Source organism: Streptomyces sp. NPDC058665, assembly GCF_042714995.1.
Classification (GTDB): Bacteria; Actinomycetota; Actinomycetes; order Streptomycetales; family Streptomycetaceae; genus Streptomyces.
In genome coordinates this window covers 78960-98144 of record NZ_JBHXRX010000018.1, presented here as the reverse complement: position 1 = coordinate 98144, position 19185 = coordinate 78960, and the positions used below count along the sequence as shown (strand labels likewise).

Annotated in this window: 17 protein-coding genes; 9 read left to right on the top strand and 8 right to left on the bottom strand. The window is 69.9% G+C overall.

Annotation, left to right across the window (positions count from 1 at the left end):
- Positions 1-69 precede the first annotated feature (69 nt).
- From ACFWV8_RS14355 to ACFWV8_RS14340, 4 genes are all read left to right on the top strand, one after another.
- Entirely contained in the window at positions 70-3369 is a 3300-nt protein-coding gene (locus ACFWV8_RS14355; RefSeq protein WP_384200905.1) for a PQQ-dependent sugar dehydrogenase, read from the top strand.
- Positions 3370-3564: 195 nt separating this feature from the next.
- The gene (locus ACFWV8_RS14350; RefSeq protein ID WP_384200903.1) at positions 3565-4752 is read left to right on the top strand and encodes an ROK family protein; all 1188 of its coding nucleotides are present in this window, start codon (positions 3565-3567) and stop codon (positions 4750-4752) included.
- A gap of 143 nt (positions 4753-4895) precedes the next feature.
- On the top strand, positions 4896-5252 hold the full coding sequence (locus tag ACFWV8_RS14345) for a PRC-barrel domain-containing protein (protein ID WP_384200901.1): 357 nt from the start codon (positions 4896-4898) through the stop codon (positions 5250-5252).
- A gap of 120 nt (positions 5253-5372) precedes the next feature.
- Positions 5373-6419, top strand: coding sequence for an SDR family oxidoreductase (locus ACFWV8_RS14340; RefSeq protein WP_384200899.1), 1047 nt, complete (start codon positions 5373-5375; stop codon positions 6417-6419).
- Between the two features lie 48 nt (positions 6420-6467).
- Here the strand turns inward: ACFWV8_RS14340 and ACFWV8_RS14335 are convergent, their stop codons facing one another.
- Together ACFWV8_RS14335 and ACFWV8_RS14330 are read right to left on the bottom strand one after the other, a co-directional pair.
- A complete protein-coding gene (locus ACFWV8_RS14335) occupies positions 6468-7355 on the bottom strand; it encodes a serine hydrolase (protein ID WP_384200897.1) in 888 nt (295 codons plus the stop codon).
- A 110-nt stretch (positions 7356-7465) separates the two neighbouring features.
- A complete protein-coding gene (locus tag ACFWV8_RS14330; RefSeq protein WP_384200992.1) occupies positions 7466-8230 on the bottom strand; it encodes a chitinase in 765 nt (254 codons plus the stop codon).
- Between the two features lie 236 nt (positions 8231-8466).
- On the opposite strand from ACFWV8_RS14330, the gene ACFWV8_RS14325 reads away from it, so the two are divergent.
- The 4 genes from ACFWV8_RS14325 to ACFWV8_RS14310 all read left to right on the top strand — a co-directional run bounded on the left by ACFWV8_RS14325 (position 8467) and on the right by ACFWV8_RS14310 (position 10897).
- Positions 8467-9087: an L-threonylcarbamoyladenylate synthase gene (locus ACFWV8_RS14325; RefSeq protein WP_189105857.1), complete on the top strand. Its 621-nt coding sequence runs from the start codon at positions 8467-8469 to the stop codon at positions 9085-9087.
- A 154-nt stretch (positions 9088-9241) separates the two neighbouring features.
- On the top strand, positions 9242-9841 hold the full coding sequence (locus ACFWV8_RS14320; RefSeq protein WP_384200895.1) for a sulfite oxidase-like oxidoreductase: 600 nt from the start codon (positions 9242-9244) through the stop codon (positions 9839-9841).
- The gene (locus tag ACFWV8_RS14315; protein ID WP_384200893.1) at positions 9841-10590 is read left to right on the top strand and encodes a ferredoxin reductase; all 750 of its coding nucleotides are present in this window, start codon (positions 9841-9843) and stop codon (positions 10588-10590) included. Before ACFWV8_RS14320 ends, ACFWV8_RS14315 begins: the two co-directional genes overlap by 1 nt.
- Before the next feature lies 1 nt (position 10591).
- Positions 10592-10897 (top strand): DUF6510 family protein, encoded by a 306-nt coding sequence (locus tag ACFWV8_RS14310; RefSeq protein WP_384200891.1) that lies wholly within the window; start codon positions 10592-10594, stop codon positions 10895-10897.
- A gap of 20 nt (positions 10898-10917) precedes the next feature.
- On the opposite strand, the gene mmsB is transcribed toward ACFWV8_RS14310, so the two are convergent.
- The 6 genes from mmsB to ACFWV8_RS14280 all read right to left on the bottom strand — a co-directional run bounded on the left by mmsB (position 10918) and on the right by ACFWV8_RS14280 (position 18178).
- Positions 10918-12177, bottom strand: a complete 1260-nt coding sequence (mmsB, locus tag ACFWV8_RS14305; RefSeq protein WP_384200889.1) for a multiple monosaccharide ABC transporter permease — start codon at positions 12175-12177, stop codon at positions 10918-10920.
- Positions 12178-12182: 5 nt separating this feature from the next.
- Positions 12183-13724: a multiple monosaccharide ABC transporter ATP-binding protein gene (gene mmsA, locus ACFWV8_RS14300; protein ID WP_384200887.1), complete on the bottom strand. Its 1542-nt coding sequence runs from the start codon at positions 13722-13724 to the stop codon at positions 12183-12185.
- On the bottom strand, positions 13721-14827 hold the full coding sequence (gene chvE, locus ACFWV8_RS14295; protein ID WP_384200990.1) for a multiple monosaccharide ABC transporter substrate-binding protein: 1107 nt from the start codon (positions 14825-14827) through the stop codon (positions 13721-13723). Before chvE ends, mmsA begins: the two co-directional genes overlap by 4 nt.
- Positions 14828-14845: 18 nt before the next feature.
- Positions 14846-15814, bottom strand: coding sequence for a hypothetical protein (locus ACFWV8_RS14290; protein ID WP_384200885.1), 969 nt, complete (start codon positions 15812-15814; stop codon positions 14846-14848).
- Positions 15815-15992: 178 nt separating this feature from the next.
- The gene (locus ACFWV8_RS14285; protein WP_384200883.1) at positions 15993-17018 is read right to left on the bottom strand and encodes a zinc-binding dehydrogenase; all 1026 of its coding nucleotides are present in this window, start codon (positions 17016-17018) and stop codon (positions 15993-15995) included.
- Entirely contained in the window at positions 17015-18178 is a 1164-nt protein-coding gene (locus ACFWV8_RS14280; protein ID WP_384200881.1) for a mandelate racemase/muconate lactonizing enzyme family protein, read from the bottom strand. Before ACFWV8_RS14280 ends, ACFWV8_RS14285 begins: the two co-directional genes overlap by 4 nt.
- A 187-nt stretch (positions 18179-18365) precedes the next feature.
- Here ACFWV8_RS14280 and ACFWV8_RS14275 point away from each other — a divergent pair, with 187 nt between their 5' ends.
- Positions 18366-19133: an IclR family transcriptional regulator gene (locus tag ACFWV8_RS14275; protein WP_329391820.1), complete on the top strand. Its 768-nt coding sequence runs from the start codon at positions 18366-18368 to the stop codon at positions 19131-19133.
- Positions 19134-19185: the final 52 nt, after the last annotated feature.

The following is a 19185-nucleotide window of genomic DNA, read 5'->3' as shown; positions in this document are numbered from 1 at the left end:
CTCCTGGCCCGTTCCGTCCACCCTGCCTCCCGCACTCCTTACCGCCAGCGACCGAGGAGACGCATCACCGTGCACCGCACACTGAGACGCCTGATGACAGGGGTCCTGCTCGTGGCACTGCCCGCGCTGGGCGGTGTGGCCGTCGCGCCCGCCGCCCAGGCGCACCCGGGCCACGAACACGCCCTGGACTGGTCGAACTACGAGAAAGTCACCCTGACGAAGGACACCGGCGAGCCGATCGACCTCGCCGTCCTCCCCGACAGCCGAGTCCTGCACACCGCCCGCAACGGCGATGTCCGGCTCACCGACCCCGGTACCGGTGTCACGAAGGTCGTCAACCACGTCGACGTCTACCAGAACTCCGAGATGGGGTTGCAGACGGTCACGCTCGACCCGGACTTCGCCACCAACAAGTGGGTCTACCTCTACTACTCGCCGCCGCTGAACACCCCGACCGGCTCCGCGCCGCAGCAGCTGCCCGCCGGGCAGACCGACGCGTACTGGAAGCAGTGGGAGGGGTACGACACCCTGACCCGCTTCAAGTGGACCGGCGACAAGCTGGACCTCTCCACCGCGCAGGAGATCATCCGCGTCGACTCCAACCGTGGCCAGTGCTGCCATGTCGCGGGTGACGTGGACTTCGACAGCAAGGGCAATCTCTACCTCGCGACGGGCGGCAACACCCCGGCGTCGGGCCCGAACGTCAACGGCTACACGCCGATCAACGACGCGGCCGGCTACAACCCGGGGCTGGACGAGCGCCGTGGCGCGGGCAACACCAACGACCTGCGGGGCAAGATCCTGCGGATCGACGTCCAGGAGGACGGCAGTTACCGGATCCCGGAGGGCAACCTCTTCGCGCCGGGCACGGCCAAGACGCGTCCCGAGATCTTCGTGATGGGTCTGCGCAACCCGTTCCGGCTCGCGGTCGACCAGAAGACCGACGCCGTGATGTGGGGCGACTACGGCCCCGACGCCGGTACGGCCGACCCGAACCGCGGCCCGATGGGGTACGTCGAGTGGCAGACCACGACCAAGCCCCTGAACAGCGGCTGGCCGTTCTGCACGGGTGACAACACCAAGCCCTACCGGGACTTCGACTTCGCCACCCTCACGCCCGGCCCCGCCTTCGACTGCGCGAAGCCGGTCAACGACTCGCGGTGGAACACCGGTCTGACCGAGTTGCCCGCGTCCGCGCCGGCCACGCTCTGGTACGGCGACAGGGACACCGATCAGCCGTGGCCCGAGCTGACGGCTTTCCGGGGTCCGGGCGGTCCCGGCGGCCAGGCGCCGATGGGCGGTCCGGTCTACCACTACGACGCGGACAACCCCTCGCCGGGCAAGTTCCCCGAGTACTGGGACGGCAAGGCGTTCTTCGGGGAGTTCTCCCAGGACTACGTGGCCGCGCTCACGCTCGACGGTCCCGACGGACCGGTGAGCAAGCTGGAGAACGTGCTGCCCAACAGCGAGCGTTCGCAGAACGGCATCCCGCAGTGGGACAACCCGATGGACCTGGAGTTCGGTCCTGACGGCGCGCTCTACGTGCTCGACTACGGCGACGGCTTCTTCCGGCAGAACCCCGACGCGGGTCTCTACCGGATCGACTACGCCGAGGGCAACAAGGCTCCCACCGCGGTGATCAAGGCGGACAAGACGTCCGGCCAGGCCCCGTTGGAGGTCTCCTTCAGCGCCACCGGCTCCAGCGACCCGGAGAACGGCGAGCTCACCTACCAGTGGGACCTCGACGGCGACGGCACCTTCGACGCCACCGGGCCCACGGTCGACCGTACGTATCCGGACAACGGGCAGTTCCAGGCCCGGCTCAAGGTGACCGACCCGCAAGGGAAGTCCGGGCTGACGAGCCGTCAGATCACTGTGGGCAACACGGCGCCGACGGTACGGATCACCTCGCCGCCCGACGGCGGGTTCTTCAACTGGGGCGACGCCGTGCCGTACGGCATAGCCGTCGACGACCCGGAGGACGGCACCACGCCGGACTGCGCCAAGGCCGCGTGGACCTTCGGTCTGGGGCACAACCAGCACGGGCACCCGGTCAACAGCGGTACCGGCTGCACGGGCGGTGTCGCGACCCCGGCCGACGCGGGCCACGGTGACACCGAGAACGTCTTCGGCGTCCTCGGCATCACCTACACCGACAAGGGCGCGGGAGGCGTGCCGGCGGCGACCGGTGACGCCCAGGTGGTGCTCAACCCGGCGCTGACGCAGGGCGAGCACTACGACTCCGCGGAGGGTGTCACGATCACCGACGACACCACCGCGTCCGGACAGCGGAAGCTGACCTCCTTCGACGCGGGTGACTGGATCGCGTACGACCCTGTGTCGTTCGCCGGGATCAACGGGGTCAAGACCCGTGCGAGCGGCGCCGGTACGCTGGCGCTGCGCTGGGGCTCGGCGGACGCGGAGCCGTTCGCGACGGTGCCGGTACCGGCCGGCGATGGCTGGCAGACCGTCACCACCGCGCTGGACAAGGCCCCTTCGGGCACCGGAGAGCTCTTCGTCACCAGCTCCGGCGGTGTCGAGCTGGACTCGCTGACCTTCCAGGGCGCGGGCGTCGCGGACAAGACCGCCCCCAAGGTCACCGCCACACTCAACCCGCCCCGGCCGAACGGTGACGACGGCTGGTACACCAGCAACGTGTCGCTCACGGTCGCGGCGACCGACAACGGAACGGTCGCCAGCCGTCAGTACTCGGTCGACGACGGAGCCACCTGGCAGTCGGCCAACGCGGCCGTCACGCTCTCCAAGGAGGGCGCCACGACGGTCCGTTACCGGGCCACCGACAACGGCGGCAACGTCTCCGACGTGGGCTCGCTCACCGTACGGATCGACCGCACCGGTCCCACGGTGACGGCCACCGGTATCGACGCCGACGGTGTCTACGGGGACTCCAAGCGGCCGACGCCGGTCTTCTCGGCGACGGACGCGGTCTCCGGTGGGGCGACCGTGACGGCCACGGTCGACGGCAAGGCCGTCAACTCCGGCCAGGCGCTGGAACTGTGGCGGCTGCCGCTCGGGAACCACGACCTCACGGTCAGGGCCCGCGACAAGGCCGGCAACACCACCACCAGGACGGTGGCCTTCACCACCCGTACCTCCTACGCGGACATCCGCGCGCTGATCACCCAGCTGCGGGCCGACGGCCTGATCACGGCGCAGGGACAGCAGCGGCTGACCGTACGGCTCGGCCAGGCCGAGGCGCACGCCGACGCGGGACGCACCAGTCAGGCCGCGGCCGTACTGGAGTCGTTCGCCGGATACGCGGGCGACACCGCACTCGTGCCGGACAGCGCGGCGGGCGCGGCCCTCGCACGGGACGCGCGGGCCCTGAAGGGAGGCGCCATCGGCTGACGCCGGGACCGACAGGGCTGCCCCGCCTCCACGCCCCGCTCTCACCGGCGGGGCGGCTCTGTGTCCTGACTCCGCCGGGGAGCCGTTCCCCGCGCCCGCCATGACAGGTTCCGTCAACGGGGCGACAACTTTCGGCGATCTGTGAAAAAGTTGCCGGGAGTCCCCCGCACCCAGGCGTCGAGAGGAAGTGAGCCCGTGAACATCGAGTACCGCGTGCTGAGTCTGCTGCGCGACAACGGCCCGCTCTCCCGCGCCCAGCTCGCGGACCGGCTGGAGGTTCCCCGTCCGCGGCTGCTCGGCGAGCTCGACCGGATGGTCGCCGCCGGGCGCGTCCGCGAGGCGGGCCCCGCCGCGTCGCGGGGCGGGCGGCGCTCCACCCTCGTACAGCTCGATCCCGGGCTGCGGTTCGCGGCCGTCGATCTGGGCGCCAGCTCGATCGACATCGAGATCACCGACGGCGCGCTCGCGCCGGTGGCCGCCTGCTCCGAGCCCGCCGACATCCGTTCCGGGCCGGTCGCCGTGCTCGGCCGGGTCAGCGAGCTCCTGCGCGAGATGGCCGGCGAGGGGCACTACACGCGGCTCGACGCGATCGGCATCGGACTGCCGGGACCGGTCTCCTTCCGGGAGGGCGTCCCGGTCTCGCCGCCGATCATGGTGGGCTGGAACCGTTATCCCGTACGCGACACCCTCGCCAGTGAGCACGGCTGCCCCGTCGTGGTCGACAACGACGTCAACGTGATGTCCCTCGGGGAGCAGCACAGCGGGGTCGCGAAGACCGTCGACCATCTGCTCTTCGTGAAGATAGGCAGCGGTATCGGCTCGGGCATGCAGCACCACGGCCGTATCTACCGGGGCGCGGAGGGCTGCGCCGGGGACATCGGGCATGTCCAGGTGGAGGCCGAGTCGGACGGGCCCGTCTGTTCCTGTGGGAACACCGGCTGTCTGGAGGCGTACTTCGGCGGGGTGGCGCTGGCCAGGGACGCCACGGCGGCCGCGACATCGGGCCAGTCGCCCGCTCTCGCCGAACGGCTCGCCGAGCGGGGGGAGTTGACCGCCCTGGATGTCGCGGAGTGCGCGGACGGCGGCGACAACACGAGCGTGAACCTCGTCAGGGCCGGCGGACACCGGGTCGGGCAGGTGCTCGCCACACTGGTCAGCTTCATGAATCCGTCGATGATCGTGATCGGCGGCGGTCTGACCGGGCTCGGCTATCCGCTGCTCGCCGAGATCCGCAGCGTCGTGTACAAACGCTCGCTGCCGCTGGCCACGGGCAATCTGCCGATCGTCATGTCCGAGCTCGGCCCGCGCGCGGGGGTCGTGGGCGCGGCGCTGCTGGCGAGCGAGCTCGCGTACGGCGGGGAGTCCTACACGGGAGCGGCCTAGCGCCTGTCCGGCCCGTCACCCGCGTCGTCCCCCTGGCGCCTTCGAGTGGCCGCCCGTCGCGTCGTCGGTCACGATGGCGGAGCCGGGCGGGGTACACGCACGGGTGGGCCCGATCGCGAGGCCACCGGAGGAGGAGAGCCGACATGATCGATTCCGTGGACATCCGCGAGTGGCGTACGCAGGCCGTCGTCGACCCCGACGGGCGGAAGATCGGTTCGCTGGAGGCGGTCTACGTCGACACCCGTACCGACGAGCCGTCCGTCGCGACGGTGCTGGTCGGTATGCCGACCCGGCACCGCCTGGTCTTCGTCCCGCTCTCGGGAGCCGTGGTGGGGCCGGGCTACGTCAAGGTCAACTACGAGAGATCGGTCGTGAAGGGCGCACCGTCCATGGGCACGGACGATGTGCTGCCCGCCGAGGACGAGAAGGCCGTCTTCTCCCACTACGACCTCCCCTACGAGCCGGGCCCCAGCGGCGAGCGCCAGCTCGCCCGCCGCTGACCGCAACTCGCGGGCCTCACCGCTCAGCCGGGTAGTACCGGGGACAGGACGAATCCGCTGGTCAGACCTAGCGTGAACGCACAGCGACACACGTTCACGCCAGGCGCAGCGGAGGATGACATGAGCGACAACAGCGGCAGGACGGTCCTGGTGACCGGTGGATCCGGTTTCCTCGCCACCCGATGTCTGGCGCAGGCCCTTGATCAGGGGTACCGCGTACGCACCACCGTGCGGAATCCGGCGCGGGAGAGCGGCGTACGGGACCACGTCGGGGCGGCGGGCGTCACGCGCGGGGACGCGCTGTCCTTCGCCGTCGCGGACCTGACGTCGGAAGAGGGCTGGCGGGAGGCCATGGCGGGCTGCGACTACGTTCTGCATGTCGCCTCGCCCTTCCCGCCGCGACGCCCCGAGAACGAGGACGACCTGATCGTGCCCGCGCGCGAGGGGACACTCCGTGTGCTGCGCACGGCCCGCGACGCGGGTGTCCGTCGCGTGGTCGTCACCTCCTCGTTCGGCGCGGTCGGCTACGGCCACCCGCAGACCGACCGGCCCTTCACGGAGGACGACTGGACGGAGGTCGACAACGACGTCGCCCCCTACATCAAGTCCAAGACGCTGGCCGAGCGCGCGGCCTGGGACTTCATGGCCGACGAGGGTGGAGCCATGGAGCTGGCGGTCGTCAATCCCGTGGGGATCTTCGGTCCGGTGCTCGGTCCGGACCACGCGAGTTCCATCAACATCATCAGCATGTTGATGAACGGGGACCTCCCCGCCGCTCCGCGCCTGTATTTCGGGGTCGTCGACGTGCGTGACGCGGCGGACCTCCACCTCCGCGCCATGACCCGCGCCGAGGCGGCCGGCCGGCGGTTCGTCGCTTCCGCCGGGGACGCCCTGTCGATGCACGACATCGCGATGATCCTGCGCGAGCGCCTGGGTGAGGCGGCGCGGCTGGTGCCGACCGGCGTCCTGCCGGACGACGCGGTCCGCCGGGCGGCCGAGACCGACCCCGAGATGCGCGAGACCGCCGAGAACGTCGGGAAGATCCGCCACCTCAGCAGCGAGCGGGCGAGGCGCGTGCTCGGCTGGAACCCGCGCTCCAGCGCGGACACCGTGACGGCCACGGCGGAGAGTCTGCTCCGCCTCGGTCTGCTCAAGGCGGACGCCTAGCTTCCGCGCCGACGCGCAGCTTCCGCGCCTGCCCCCGGCCCACTCCGTCTACTCCGCCTTGACGAACGCCTTCACGGCCGTCTCCGCGGCCCGCTCCACCAGGTCGATGCCGGACTTGTACGTGCGCTGTCCGTCGGACAGGACCGCGACGAGCAGCGTGTGGCCGTCGTGCTCGACGCGCCCGATGCTGTTGACGTCCCACAGCCCCGTCGCGCTGCGCGCCAGCCAGCCGTTCTTCAGCGCCGGCCCGGCGGCGGACCCCTTGCCGTCGTCGGCGGCGGATATCCCCCACCGCTGGTCGGGCTCGACCGTGCTCATCAGCGCCCGCAGGTACGCGCGGGACTGGGCGGTCAGCGGGGAGTGGGCGTCGCCGAGGACGGCCTCCAGGAGGAGTGTCTGGTCGGCCGCCGTCGTGCGGGTCAGACCCCAGTGACCGTCCTTGTCGCCCTGGGTGGCCTTGAGGCCGAGACGCTTGTTGGCGGCGTTCAGGCCGTCCGTCTCGCCCACGGCCTTCCAGAGCTTCTCCGTCGCGCCGTTGTCGCTGTGCCGGATCATCGAGGCGGCCAGCTTCTTCTGGGGCGCGGTGAGGGGTTCCCCGCGGTCCTGGGCGTGGAGCAGGAGCGCCGCGAGGATGTCGACCTTGACGATGCTGGCCGTGTCGTAGGCGCCGGAGCCGCCGCCGTAGACGGCCGCTCCCCTGCCGTCGAGGTCCGCGACGGCGACCGTGTAGCGTCCGTCGCTCTTCGGCAGCGCGTCCAGCGCCTGGCGCATCGCGCCCTCGACGCCGGCGTGCGCCGCTGCGGGCGCCGCAGCGGCGGCACGGGCCGGGCTGTGGCTGTCGGGCGTCTGCGCCGCGGCGAATGCCACGCCGGGCACCGTCACGGCGAGGGCGAGCGCGGCCACGGCGTATCGCGGCGACCTACGAATCTCGGGCATAAGCGGACATTAGGCAAAACAGGTCGCCGCAGGCAACGTGCGTATCGTCACACCGACAACCGCTGTCCGGCCCTGGGGCCCACCGGGCCGGACAGCGGCGCACAGCCTTCTCAGCAGGTGAGATCGCGGCCCGGCGGGGTCCACAGTACGCGTGTGAACTGCTGGTAGAGCTCGACCCGGTGTTCCATCTGCGCGGGATTGCCACCGTTGCACTCGGCGGATCCGTTCAGGCTCCAGATCGTCTGCCCGAAGCCCTTCTTGTTCACCATCGCGTCGTGCCCGGTCATCGTGCCCGGCCCGGACTGGGTGTTCCAGTACCAGAGCGCGGTCATCCAGGCCACGGCAGGATCGGTCTCGACCAGCCACGGATTGTTGAGCAGGTCGAGACCGAGCGCGTCGCCCGCCGCCTTGTAGTTGAAGTTCCAGCTCAGCATGATCGCGCCGCGCCCGTAGTAGGCGTCCCGCCCGGCCGGGCAGCCGTAGGGCTGGGTGTCGTCGCAGAAGACCGGATACATCTCGGGGTTCTGCGACACCACATAGAACAGCCCGCCGGTCTCATGGCTGATGTTGGCGAGGAAGGCCGCCGCCTCCTGCTTGCGGGTGGTGCGGCTGCCGGTCTTCGCGAAGCCGGGGTACGCCTCCGTGGCCTCGATGAGGCCGTCGTACGTGAAGAACGGGTCCCGGTCCGGGAACATCCGCTCGAACTGGGCCTCGCTGACGACGAATCGCGGCTTGTGGTGCCCGCCTCGCGCCTCACCCGTCGCGCCCTGGCCGCTCTCGCTCCGGGAGGACTGCGCGGCGGCCGGCAGCGCGGCGACGAGCAGACCGCAGACCAGCAGCAGGGCGGCCATGACGGCCGTGGTGCCTCTTCTCAACACTGTTGCTTCACTCCTGAACGGTGTGTGGGGGACAGACGTTCATGGGACCGGCGCCCATCCACAACTGCCGCCCAGGACAGTGCGGTTACGCGGACGCCGCCGCGCAGAGGCTACGGGCAGCACACCCTCCCTGAAAAGGTCCATACCAATTCTTTGGGGAAGGGAGACCGCTCCGCGGCGGGACCCGCTCCCTCGTCCGGCCCGATCGGGAAAACACCCCCTAAGCTCGGCCAATGGCCAAGTATTTCGACGTACACCCCGAGAACCCCCAGCGCCGCACGATCACCAGCGTGGCCGAGAGCATCCGGTCCGGCGCGCTCATCGCGTACCCGACGGACTCCTGCTACGCGTTGGGCTGCCAGTTGGGCAGCCGGGACGGCATCAGCCGGATCCGGTCCATCCGGAATCTCGACGACCGTCACCACTTCACGCTGGTCTGCCAGAACTTCGCGCAGCTCGGCCAGTTGGTGCAGATCGACAACGACGTGTTCCGCGCGATCAAGGCGGCGACGCCCGGCAGTTACACGTTCATCCTGCCGGCGACCAGGGAGGTGCCGCGCCAGCTGCTGCACCCGAAGAAGAAGACGGTCGGGGTCCGTATCCCGGACCATGTCGTCGCCCAGGCGCTGCTCGCGGAGCTCGGGGAGCCGCTGCTCTCCAGCACGCTGCTGCTGCCCGACGACGGCGAGCCGATGACCCAGGGCTGGGAGATCAAGGAGCGGCTCGACCATGTGCTGGACGTCGTGGTCGACTCGGGCGACTGCGGCACCGAGCCGACCACCGTCATCGACTTCTCCGAAGGTGAGCCGGAGATCGTACGCAGGGGGGCGGGCGACCCCGCGCGATTCGAGTAGGCGCACCGCACGGTCGTGGGCCGGGTTGGGGCGGGGCGGGGTCAGGTCTCGCGTCGCCGACCCGGCCCCGCGCCCCTACGCTGGTCTGAGGCTGTCCGGACCGTGCTCCCGACCGCGCCTGTCCAGCGTCCGGGCGGAGGAAGGAAGTCCCGCCATGGCGATCATCTCGCGCGGGTTCCACGGCCGAAGGCCGGAGCCCGGCCGGAAACTGCCGCCCGGACAGTACGAGGTCCACGACTTTCCCGTCCTGTCCGCCGGACCCACACCACGCGTGACGCACGACGAGTGGGAGTTCACCCTCACCACCGAGGCGGGCGCCCGGCACACCTGGGACTGGCCCCAGCTGATGGCGATGCCCGCCGAGACGCCGACGGTCGACCTGCACTGTGTGACGAAGTGGTCGAAGTTCGGGACGCACTGGGAGGGGGTCTCGCTCGACAGCCTGATGGAGGGCGTCGAGACGGCCGCCGATTTCGCACTCGTCCACTCCTACGGCGGGTACACGACCAACCTCCCGCTGGAGGACCTGCTCGACGGCAAGGCGTGGATCGCCCACCGCTACGACGGTGAGGAGCTCGCCCCCGAGCACGGCGGCCCGGCGCGGCTGCTCGTCCCGCACCTGTATCTGTGGAAGTCCGCGAAGTGGGTGCGCGGGATCGAGCTGCTGCTCGACGACGAGCCGGGCTTCTGGGAGGGCCTGGGCTACCACTCGTACGGAGATCCGTGGCGCGAGCAGCGCTATCAGGGGGACTGATGGTGAGCGCACCGCTGCGCTGGCTGGTGGCCGAACTGGTAGACCGGCGGGCGGAGTCGGCAACGGCCCGGACGCTGGTGTTCGACGTGCCCGGCTGGCCGGCGCATCTGGCGGGCCAGCACGTGGACGTACGGCTCACGGCGGAGGACGGGTACAGCACGCAGCGCAGTTACTCGGTGGCGTCCGCGCCGGACGGTGACCGCGTGGAGCTGACGATCCAGCGCGTGGGGGACGGTGAGGTGTCGCCGTATCTGATGGATGTCATGGTCCCCGGTGACCGGGTGGAGCTGCGCGGTCCGATCGGCGGCTGGTTCGTCTGGCGGCCGGAGCAGGCCGAGCCCGTGCTGCTGGTGGGCGGCGGCTCGGGAGTGGTGCCCCTGATGTCGATGGTGCGCACACGTGGGGCAGTGGGCACGCGTGGCGCGGCGGGCGGGCGCGCGCCGTTCCGTCTGCTCTACTCCGTGCGCGAGCCGGACGATCAGCTGTATGTGCCCGAACTGCTCCGCGGGGAGCCCGGCCTCGACACGGAGTATCTCTACACACGCGCCGCGCCGCCCGGACACCACAGGCCGGTGGGCCGGCTGACGGCCGAGGATCTGGTACGCGCGGGCTGGCCCGCCGATCAGCGTCCCCTCTGTTACGTGTGCGGGCCGACGGGCTTCGTGGAGAACGCCGCGACGCTGCTGACCGGTCTCGGCCACGACCCCGCCCGGATCAGGACCGAACGCTTCGGCCCCAGTGGAGGATGACATGGACGTCAATCGCACGCGCGACGAGGTCGCCGACGAGGCCTACCAGGACGGCAACATGCTGGGCGGCCCGCTCTCCGAGATCTTCGCGGTCGATCTGACCGGGGCCGTGGGCAGCTGCGCCGGGTGCGGCCGCCGGGGTCCGGTGGCCCAACTCCGTGTCTACGACCGGGCACCGGGTCTGGTGGCCCGGTGCCCGCGGTGCGAAGAGGTGGTGATCCGGCTGGTCCGGGGGAAGGACACCGCGTGGCTGGATCTGCACGGCGCCTCCTCGCTCACGATCCCCCTCGACCCGTCGGCGACCTGAACGCCCCGGCCGACGGACCGTCAGGAACCCACCCGGCGTTTGTTCCAGACGTCGAACCCGACGGCGGCCAGCAGCACCAGACCCTTGATGACCTGCTGATAGTCGGTGCCGATGCCGACCAGGGACATGCCGTTGTTGAGGACACCGAGGACAAGTCCGCCGATGACGGCGCCGAACACCGTGCCGACGCCGCCGCTCATCGACGCGCCGCCGATGAACGCCGCCGCGATGGCCTCCAGTTCGAAGTTGACACCGGCCTGCGGGACACCGGCGTTGAGGCGCGCCGCGTAGACGATCCCGGCTAGCGCGGCGAGTACGCCCATGTTGACGAAGACCAGGAAGGTGACGCGCCGGTCCTTCACGCCGGAGAGTTTCGCCGCCGCGCGGTTGCCGCCCAGCGCGTACACATGGCGGCCGACGACGGCGTTGCGCATGACGTAGCCGAAGCCGATGAGCAGGGCGGCGAGCAGCAGCAGGACGACGGGAACACCGCGGTAACTGGCGAGCGTCATGGTGAAGGCGAGGACCGCCGCGGCGAGCGCCACGCACTTGGTGAGGAAGAGATTACGAGGCAGGACCTCCAGCTCGTACTCCTTCTGGCGGCGCCGGTCCCGGACCTCCTGGAGGAGTGCGAACGCGAGCAGTGCCAGCCCCAACAGCAGTGTCAGATTGTGGTAGTTGGTGGCCGGTCCGATCTCCGGGAGGTAGCCGGTGGAGATCTTCTGGAAGCCTTCGGGGAACGGGCCGAGCGAGCGTGAGCCGAGGAAGATCTGGGTGCCGCCGCGGAAGAGCAGCATCCCGGCGAGGGTGACGATGAACGAGGGGATGCCGACGTACGCGATCCAGAAGCCCTGCCAGGCGCCCGCCACCGCGCCGATCGCGAGGCCGAGTACGAGAGCGAGGACCCACGGGATGTCGTGCTCGACCATCATCACCGCGCACGCGGCGGAGACGAACGCGGCCAGGGAGCCGACGGAGAGGTCGATATGGCCGGCGATGATGACAATCATCATGCCGATGCCCAGCACCAGGATGTAGCTGTTCTGGAGGACCAGGTTGGTGACGTTGTTGGGCTTGAGAAGGACGCCGTCGGTCCATATCTGGAACAGCACGACGATCAGCGCGAGCGCGATGAGCATCCCGTACTGCCGCATGTTGCGCCGCGCCGCGTCCAGCAGCAGATCACGGGTGGCGGAGGAGTGCGGGCGGTCGGGCCGCGGCGGGCCGCCCGGGGCCTTGTCGCCCGGGGATTTCGAGAGGTCGGTGGTGGCCGGACCCATGTCGTCTACCTCGTGTTCCTGGTCATGTGGCGCATCAGGACTTCCTGGGTCGCCTCCGCGCGTGGAATCTCACCGGTGAGCCGGCCGGCCGCCATGGTGTAGACGCGGTCGCACATCCCGAGCAGCTCCGGGAGTTCGGAGGAGATGAAGACAACGGCCTTGCCCTGTGCGGCGAGCCGGTCGATGACGGTGTAGATCTCGTACTTGGCGCCGACGTCGATCCCGCGGGTCGGCTCGTCGAGCAGGAGCACATCGGGTCCTGCGAAGATCCACTTGCTGAGGACGACCTTCTGCTGGTTGCCCCCGGAGAGCCGGCCTGTCTGTTCGAAGACGGTCGGGGCCTTGATGTTCATGCCGGTGCGGTAGGACTCGGCGACGCGGGTCTCCTCGTGCTCGTCGACGATGCCGCGCCGCGCGACCTTCGGCAGGGCGCTGAGGGTGATGTTGCGGCCGATGGTGTCGATGAGGTTGAGCCCGTACTGCTTGCGGTCCTCGGTGACATACGCGATGCCGTGCCCCACGGCCTCGGGCACGGTTCTCGTACGGATCTCCCGCCCGTCCTTGAAGACCGTCCCGCTGATGTTGCGGCCGTAGGAGCGCCCGAAGACGCTCATGGCGAGTTCGGTGCGGCCCGCGCCCATCAGCCCGGCGATACCGACGATCTCGCCCCGGCGGACATGGATCGAGACGTTGTCGACCACCTTGCGCTGCTGGTCGATCGGGTGGTGCACGGTCCAGTCACGGATCTCCAGCGCGGGCCGCGCCCCGGGGTCGCCTTCGTGCGGGGTGCGTTCGGGGAAGCGGTGGTCGAGGTCGCGGCCGACCATGCCGCGGATGATGCGGTCCTCGGTGGTCGAATCGGCTCTGACGTCGAGGGTTTCGATGGTGCGGCCGTCACGGAGGATGGTGACGGAGTCGGCGACCTCGGCGATCTCGTTGAGCTTGTGCGAGATGATGATGGAGGTGATGCCCTGGGCCTGCAATTCCCTTATGAGAAGCAGGAGTTGGGCGCTGTCCGAGTCGTTGAGCGCGGCGGTCGGCTCATCGAGGATGAGCAGCTTCACCTCCTTGGCGAGGGCCTTGGCGATCTCCACCAGTTGCTGCTTGCCCACACCGATGTCGGCGACCCTGGTCCCCGGGTGCTCGGTGAGCCCGACCCTCTTCAGCAGCGCGGCGGCGTGCTTCAGCGTCTCGTTCCAGCTGATGATCCCGCGCCTCGCGTGCTCGTTTCCGAGGAAGATGTTCTCGGCGATCGACAAGTACGGGACGAGGGCGAGTTCCTGATGGATGATCACAATGCCGCGGGCCTCGCTGGCCCCGATGTCCTTGAAGGCACAGGGTGAGCCCTGGAAGAGGATCTCACCGTCGTAACTGCCGTGCGGATGAACGCCGCTGAGGACCTTCATCAGCGTCGACTTGCCCGCTCCGTTCTCTCCGCAGATGGCATGCACCTCCCCCGGCGCGACGGTGAGCGTGACATCGGAGAGCGCCCTGACCCCGGGGAAGGTCTTGCCGATGGAGCGCATCTCCAGGACGGGTGCGGTCACAGGTCACTCGCCTTGATGTAGCCGGAGTCGACCAGGACGGACTGGTAGTTGGCCTTGTCGACGCTGACCGGGTCCAGCAGATAAGCGGGGACGACCTTGGTCTCGTTGTCGTACGTCTTCTCGTCGTTGACCTCGGGCTTCTTGTCGTTCAGTACGGCGTCGGCCATCTGCACCGCCTGCTTGGCCAGCGCGCGGGTGTCCTTGTAGACGGTCTGCGTCTGCTGCCCGGCGATGATCGACTTGACCGAGGCGACCTCGGCGTCCTGGCCGGTGACGAGCGGGTACGGCTTGGCGGCCGTGCCGTAACCGTCCGACTTCAGGGCGGACAGGATGCCGATGGAGATGCCGTCGTAGGGCGAGAGCACGGCGTCGACGTCGTCGGAGCCGTAGGACTTGGTGAGCAGGTCGTCCATCCGCCGCTGCGCGGTGCCGCCGTCCCAGCGGAGCGTGGTGACCTGGTCGAGCTGTGTCTGGCCGCTCTTGACGACGAGCTGCTTCTTGTCGATGTACGGCTTGAGGGTCTTCCAGGCGCCCTGGAAGAAGTAGCGGGTGTTGTTGTCGTCCGGCGAGCCGGCGAACAGCTCGATGTTGAACGGGCCTTCGTCGCCGGCGCCGTCCTTCAGGCCGAGCTTGTCGATGAGGTAGGTCGCCTGGAGGACGCCGACCTTCTCGTTGTCGAACGAGGCGTAGTAGTCGACGTTCGGGCTGCCGAGGATGAGCCGGTCGTAGGAGATGACCTTGATGCCCTGGTCGGCCGCCTGGCCCAGGACGTCACCCAGCGCCCGGCCGTCGATGGAGGCGACGACGAGGACGTCGACCCCCTTCGTGATCATGTTCTCGATCTGGGAGACCTGCTGGTCGACGTCGTCCTCGCCGTACTGGAGGTCGGTCTTGTAGCCGAGCTTCTTGAACTCGGCGACCATGTTGCGGCCGTCGGCGATCCAGCGTTCCGACGATTTGGTCGGCATCGCGATCCCGACGGTGGACCCCTTGCCGCCCTTCTTCTCCTCCTTGCTTCCTCCCTCGCCGCTCTGACCGCAGGCGGTCAGCGCGAGGGCGAGCGATGTGACGACGACGGTGAGTGCGGCGCGGCTGGTGCGCATGGTCATCAGTCCTTGTCCTTAGGTGAGCGGGAAACGGTTGAGCGGGCCGGGGAGGCGGGAGCCGAGCGGCGACATGCCGCCGTCGGCGCCGTGGCGGGCGAGCAGGTCGAGTACGAGCCGGCCGCGCCGTACGCGTTCGCGGGCGGTGGCCAGGGTGAGTTCGCGCAGGTGGGCGCCGTAGGGGTAAATGCCGGGCGCCTTGGAGAGGCCGAACTTGAGGTACAGGGGCGCGCCGCGGCGGATCAGTTCGGCGGTCTCGTACATCCGGACGTAGCCGCCGAGGTCGTCGGGTGCCTCGATGTAGAGGTCCATCGGGGCGCGGCTGGCGCCGCGGATCTCGGTGAAGTGGGCGAGCGCGAGATCGGAGGGGATGTTGAGTGAGTCGGCGCCGAGGCGTTCGTAGACCGTGTACGAGGCGGGATTGACGGGCCCGATGAGTGCCGACACCTTGAGGGTCGTGTCGGCGGGCAGGTCGCCCCGCTCCCGCAGCCGGTGCAGTGACCAGAGCACCCCCTCGTCGGCGACGAGCAGGCATTTGACGCCCAACTCGGCGGCGCGCAGGGCGTCTTCGACACAGCCGGCGACGGCGTCGCGGCCCCGGGCGCGCAGGCCGGCGCCGCCGGAGTCGGTGCGGGTGGCGGCGCCGGTGTCCCAGGTGCCGCGTGGGCCGGTGAAGAGGCACAGTTCGATGTCGCGGTCCGCGCAGGCTCCGGCCATCTCGGTGATCTCGTCGTCGGTGAGCATCCAGACGCCGCTGCCCTGGCTGATCCGGTGGACCGGCACATCGAGGCGGGCGGATTCCTTGAGGACTTCGGTGAGGGCCTCGGGGCCCTCGACGGAGGGGATCTCGGTGCGCCAGGTGCCGCCGTCGGGGAAGGTGTGCGGCGACGTGTCGGCGGGGTGGTCGTCGGGGGCGGCCAGGCCGAGGGTGGCGAGGGCCCGCCCACCGGGGCGGCGGCGGGTGCCGTGGGCTGGTGCGTCGGTCAACGGACATGTCCTTCGGTCGCCGCCTGTGGTGTCCGGCGGTGCTTGCGTTCAAGGGAGTTGGTTGAGGGTGTTGGCGGGTATCGGCGAGGTATCGGCGGGTGTTGGCCGGTGTTCGAGATTTCGAACCCCGTTCGGATATTTCGACAGGAAGCGGTCAGGGCGTGCCCCGCCGGTGCGGTCAGGGGCGCAGCAGCACCTTCCCCGTGCCGGGGTCGCCGCCGCCGACGAGCGCGACCGCCTCGGCGTACCGCTCCAGCGGGAACTCGTGGGTGATGAGCGGGCCCGGGTCGAGCAGGCCCGCCGTGAAGGCGCGTACGGCGAAGGACCAGGCGGCCGACGGGGCGCCGAAGACGCTGCGTACGGTCAGCTGGCTCACCGAGAGATGGACGGGGTCGATCCCGGTCGCACCGGCCGAGAACATCCCGGTGAGTACGACCCGGCCGCCACGCCGTGCCAGCAGGCAGGACGAGGCCGCTGTGGTGGGCGCGCCCGCCGTCTCGACCACGAGGTCGTAATGGCCCCGGCGGTCCTCGGCCTCGGCCGGACCGAGGACTTCGTGCGCGCCGAACTCGGGGGCGAGGGCGGCGCGTTGCTTGCGCGGTTCGATCACCGTCAGCTCGCCCGGCGCGTACGCGGCCAGGAACTGGACCGCGAGCAGTCCGAGTGTTCCTGCGCCCACGACGGCGATCCGCTCGCCGGGCTCCGGGCAGCCGGCCCGTACGGCTCCGGCGACCACGGCGGCCGGCTCCAGGAGGGCGGCGGCCCGCAGGTCGGCGTCGTCGGCCAGGGGGTGCAACAGCCGTGCGGGGACGACGACATGGTCGGCGAACGCGCCCGGCCGGGTGAAGCCCGTCTCGTCGTAGCCGCCGGTGCACAGTGAGGTGTCGCCGGCCCGGCACCGTTCACAGATGCCGCAGGTGCGGAAGCCCTCGGCGACGGTGCGCCTGCCGACGAGTGCCGGATCGACTCCCCCGCCGACGGCCTCGACGGTGCCGGACCATTCATGGCCGGGGGTGACGGGGTAGCGGACATAGCCGGGGTCACGGCGGCCGTGGTACACCTCGCGGTCGCTGAGACAGATCCCGGCCGCGGCGACCTTCACCAGCACCTCCCCGGGTCCGGGGACGGGCCGCTCCCCCTCAGCGAGCCGGTGGACGCCGGGCCGGTCGACGACGATCGCCCGGCTCATCGGAGCCCGGCTCATCGGGGCGCCTTGGGTGCGCGCTTCTCCCAGCCCTCGGCCCAGAGGTCGAACCGGGCCTGCTGCTGCGGGAATTCGGCCGCGGCGTCGGCATTGAACTCGACACCGAGTCCCGGCGCGTGCGAGATCTCGAAGCAGCCCGTCTCCGGGTCGACCTCGGGCGCGCCCCTGACGATCTTCTTGATCTCCGCGTCGGCGAAGTCGTTGAAGTGCTCCAGGATCTTGAAGTTGGGTGTGCAGGCGCCCAGTTGGAGACTGGCGGCGGTCAGCACGGACCCGCCGACGTTGTGCGGGGCCACCAGCACGTAATGCGTCTCGGCGGTGGCGGCGAGCTTCCGTGCCTCCAGGATGCCGCCGATATGTCCGACGTCCGGCTGGATGATGTCGGCGGCCTGCGAGGCGAACAGCTCACGGAACTCGATGCGGTCGTGGATGCGTTCGCCGGTCGCGACGGGGATGTCCACCTTCCCGGCGACCTTGCCGAGCGCCTGGAGATTCTCCGGCGGTACGGGCTCCTCCAGCCACGCCGGCTCGAACGGGGCCAGTTCGCGCGCCAGCCGTACCGCCGTCGCCGGGCTGAACCGTCCGTGCATCTCCAGCATCAGCTCGGTGTCGTGGCCGATCGCGTCCCGTACGGCCTCGATCAGCGACACCGCGTAGCGGGTCCCGGCCCGGTCCAGCTCGTAGTGGCCGGTGCCGAACGGGTCGATCTTCAGGGCGCGGTAGCCGCGGGCCACGACCGCCTCGGCGGCCTGGTGGTACGCCTCGGGAGTGCGCTCGGTGGTGTACCAGCCGTTCGCGTACGCCTTGACGCGGTCGGTGACCTTTCCGCCAAGCAGCTGCCACACCGGGACGCCGAGGGCCTTGCCCTTGATGTCCCAACAGGCCATCTCCACCACGGCGATGCCCGACATCACGATCTCGCCGGCCCGCCCGAAGTCGCCGTACTTCATCCGGCGGACCAGGTCCTCGACGGCGAACGGGTCGGAACCCGCGATGTGGTTGGTCTCGGCCTCGCGCAGATATCCCACCAGCGCGTCGGTCCTGCCGAGCATCCGTGTCTCACCGACGCCGGTCAGCCCCTCGTCGGTGTGGACCAGGACGTAGGTGAGATTACGCCAGGGCGTGCCGACGACATGGGTGCTGATTCCCGTGATGCGCACTGCGGTACCCCTAGAGGTTGTTCGATATGCCGGCCGGTCGCCGCTGTTCGATATTTCGTCACGCGTTCGAAATGCTGGCGTGACCGTAAACAGCCGGACGGGGGGTGTCAATGGGGCGTGCAGCGACTAATCTGCGTTCGTCATTCCGATCAATGACCGAAGTGTCGAACAGAAGGGTGGGGTGGGCATGGGACGGCTGGTCCCCGCGGTGACGCGGGCGTTCGACATTCTCGAACTGTTCCTGGAGGGCGACGGGAAACTCTCCGCGCCGGATGTCATCCGCCGGCTGGGGCTGCCGCGCACCACCGTGCACGAACTGCTCACCACCCTCGCCGCCCGCTCGTATCTGGAGGCGATACCCGAGCAGCCCGGTCGCTACCGGCTCGGCGTGCGCGCCTACCAGCTCGGCAGCCGGTACGCGGAACAGCTCGATCTCGCCGCCGAGGGCCGGCAGATCGCCACGGACATCGCGGAGACCTGCGACGAGACCGTGCATGTCGCGATCCTCGAAGACCTCGATGTCATCTACATCGCGAAGGTGGACTCCACACACACGGTCCGCATGGTGTCGGCCGCGGGCCGCCGGCTGCCCGCGCACTGCACCTCGGTCGGCAAGATGCTGCTCGCCTCGCTCCCCGAGCCGGAACTCGACGCCCGGCTCACCGGCGCCGAACTCACGGCCATGACCGACAACAGCATCACCGACGTGGCCGTTCTGCGGACGGCGCTCGCCGGCATCAGACGGCGCGGAATCGCGGTGGAGCACCGGGAGTCCAACTCGGATGTGAGCTGTGTGGCCGCTCCGGTCCGCGACAGGCGGGGCCAGGTCGTGGCCGCGCTCTCGATCTCCGTTCCGATGATCCGCTGGACGGAGATCCGCGAGGAGGAACTGGCCCAACTGGCGGCGAAAGGCGCGGAAGCACTGTCGGTACGGCTCGGGCACCGGGCGGGGTGACCTGCGGGGCAGCGGAAAGCCCCGGAGGACTTTCTACTGGTACGTGACAAAG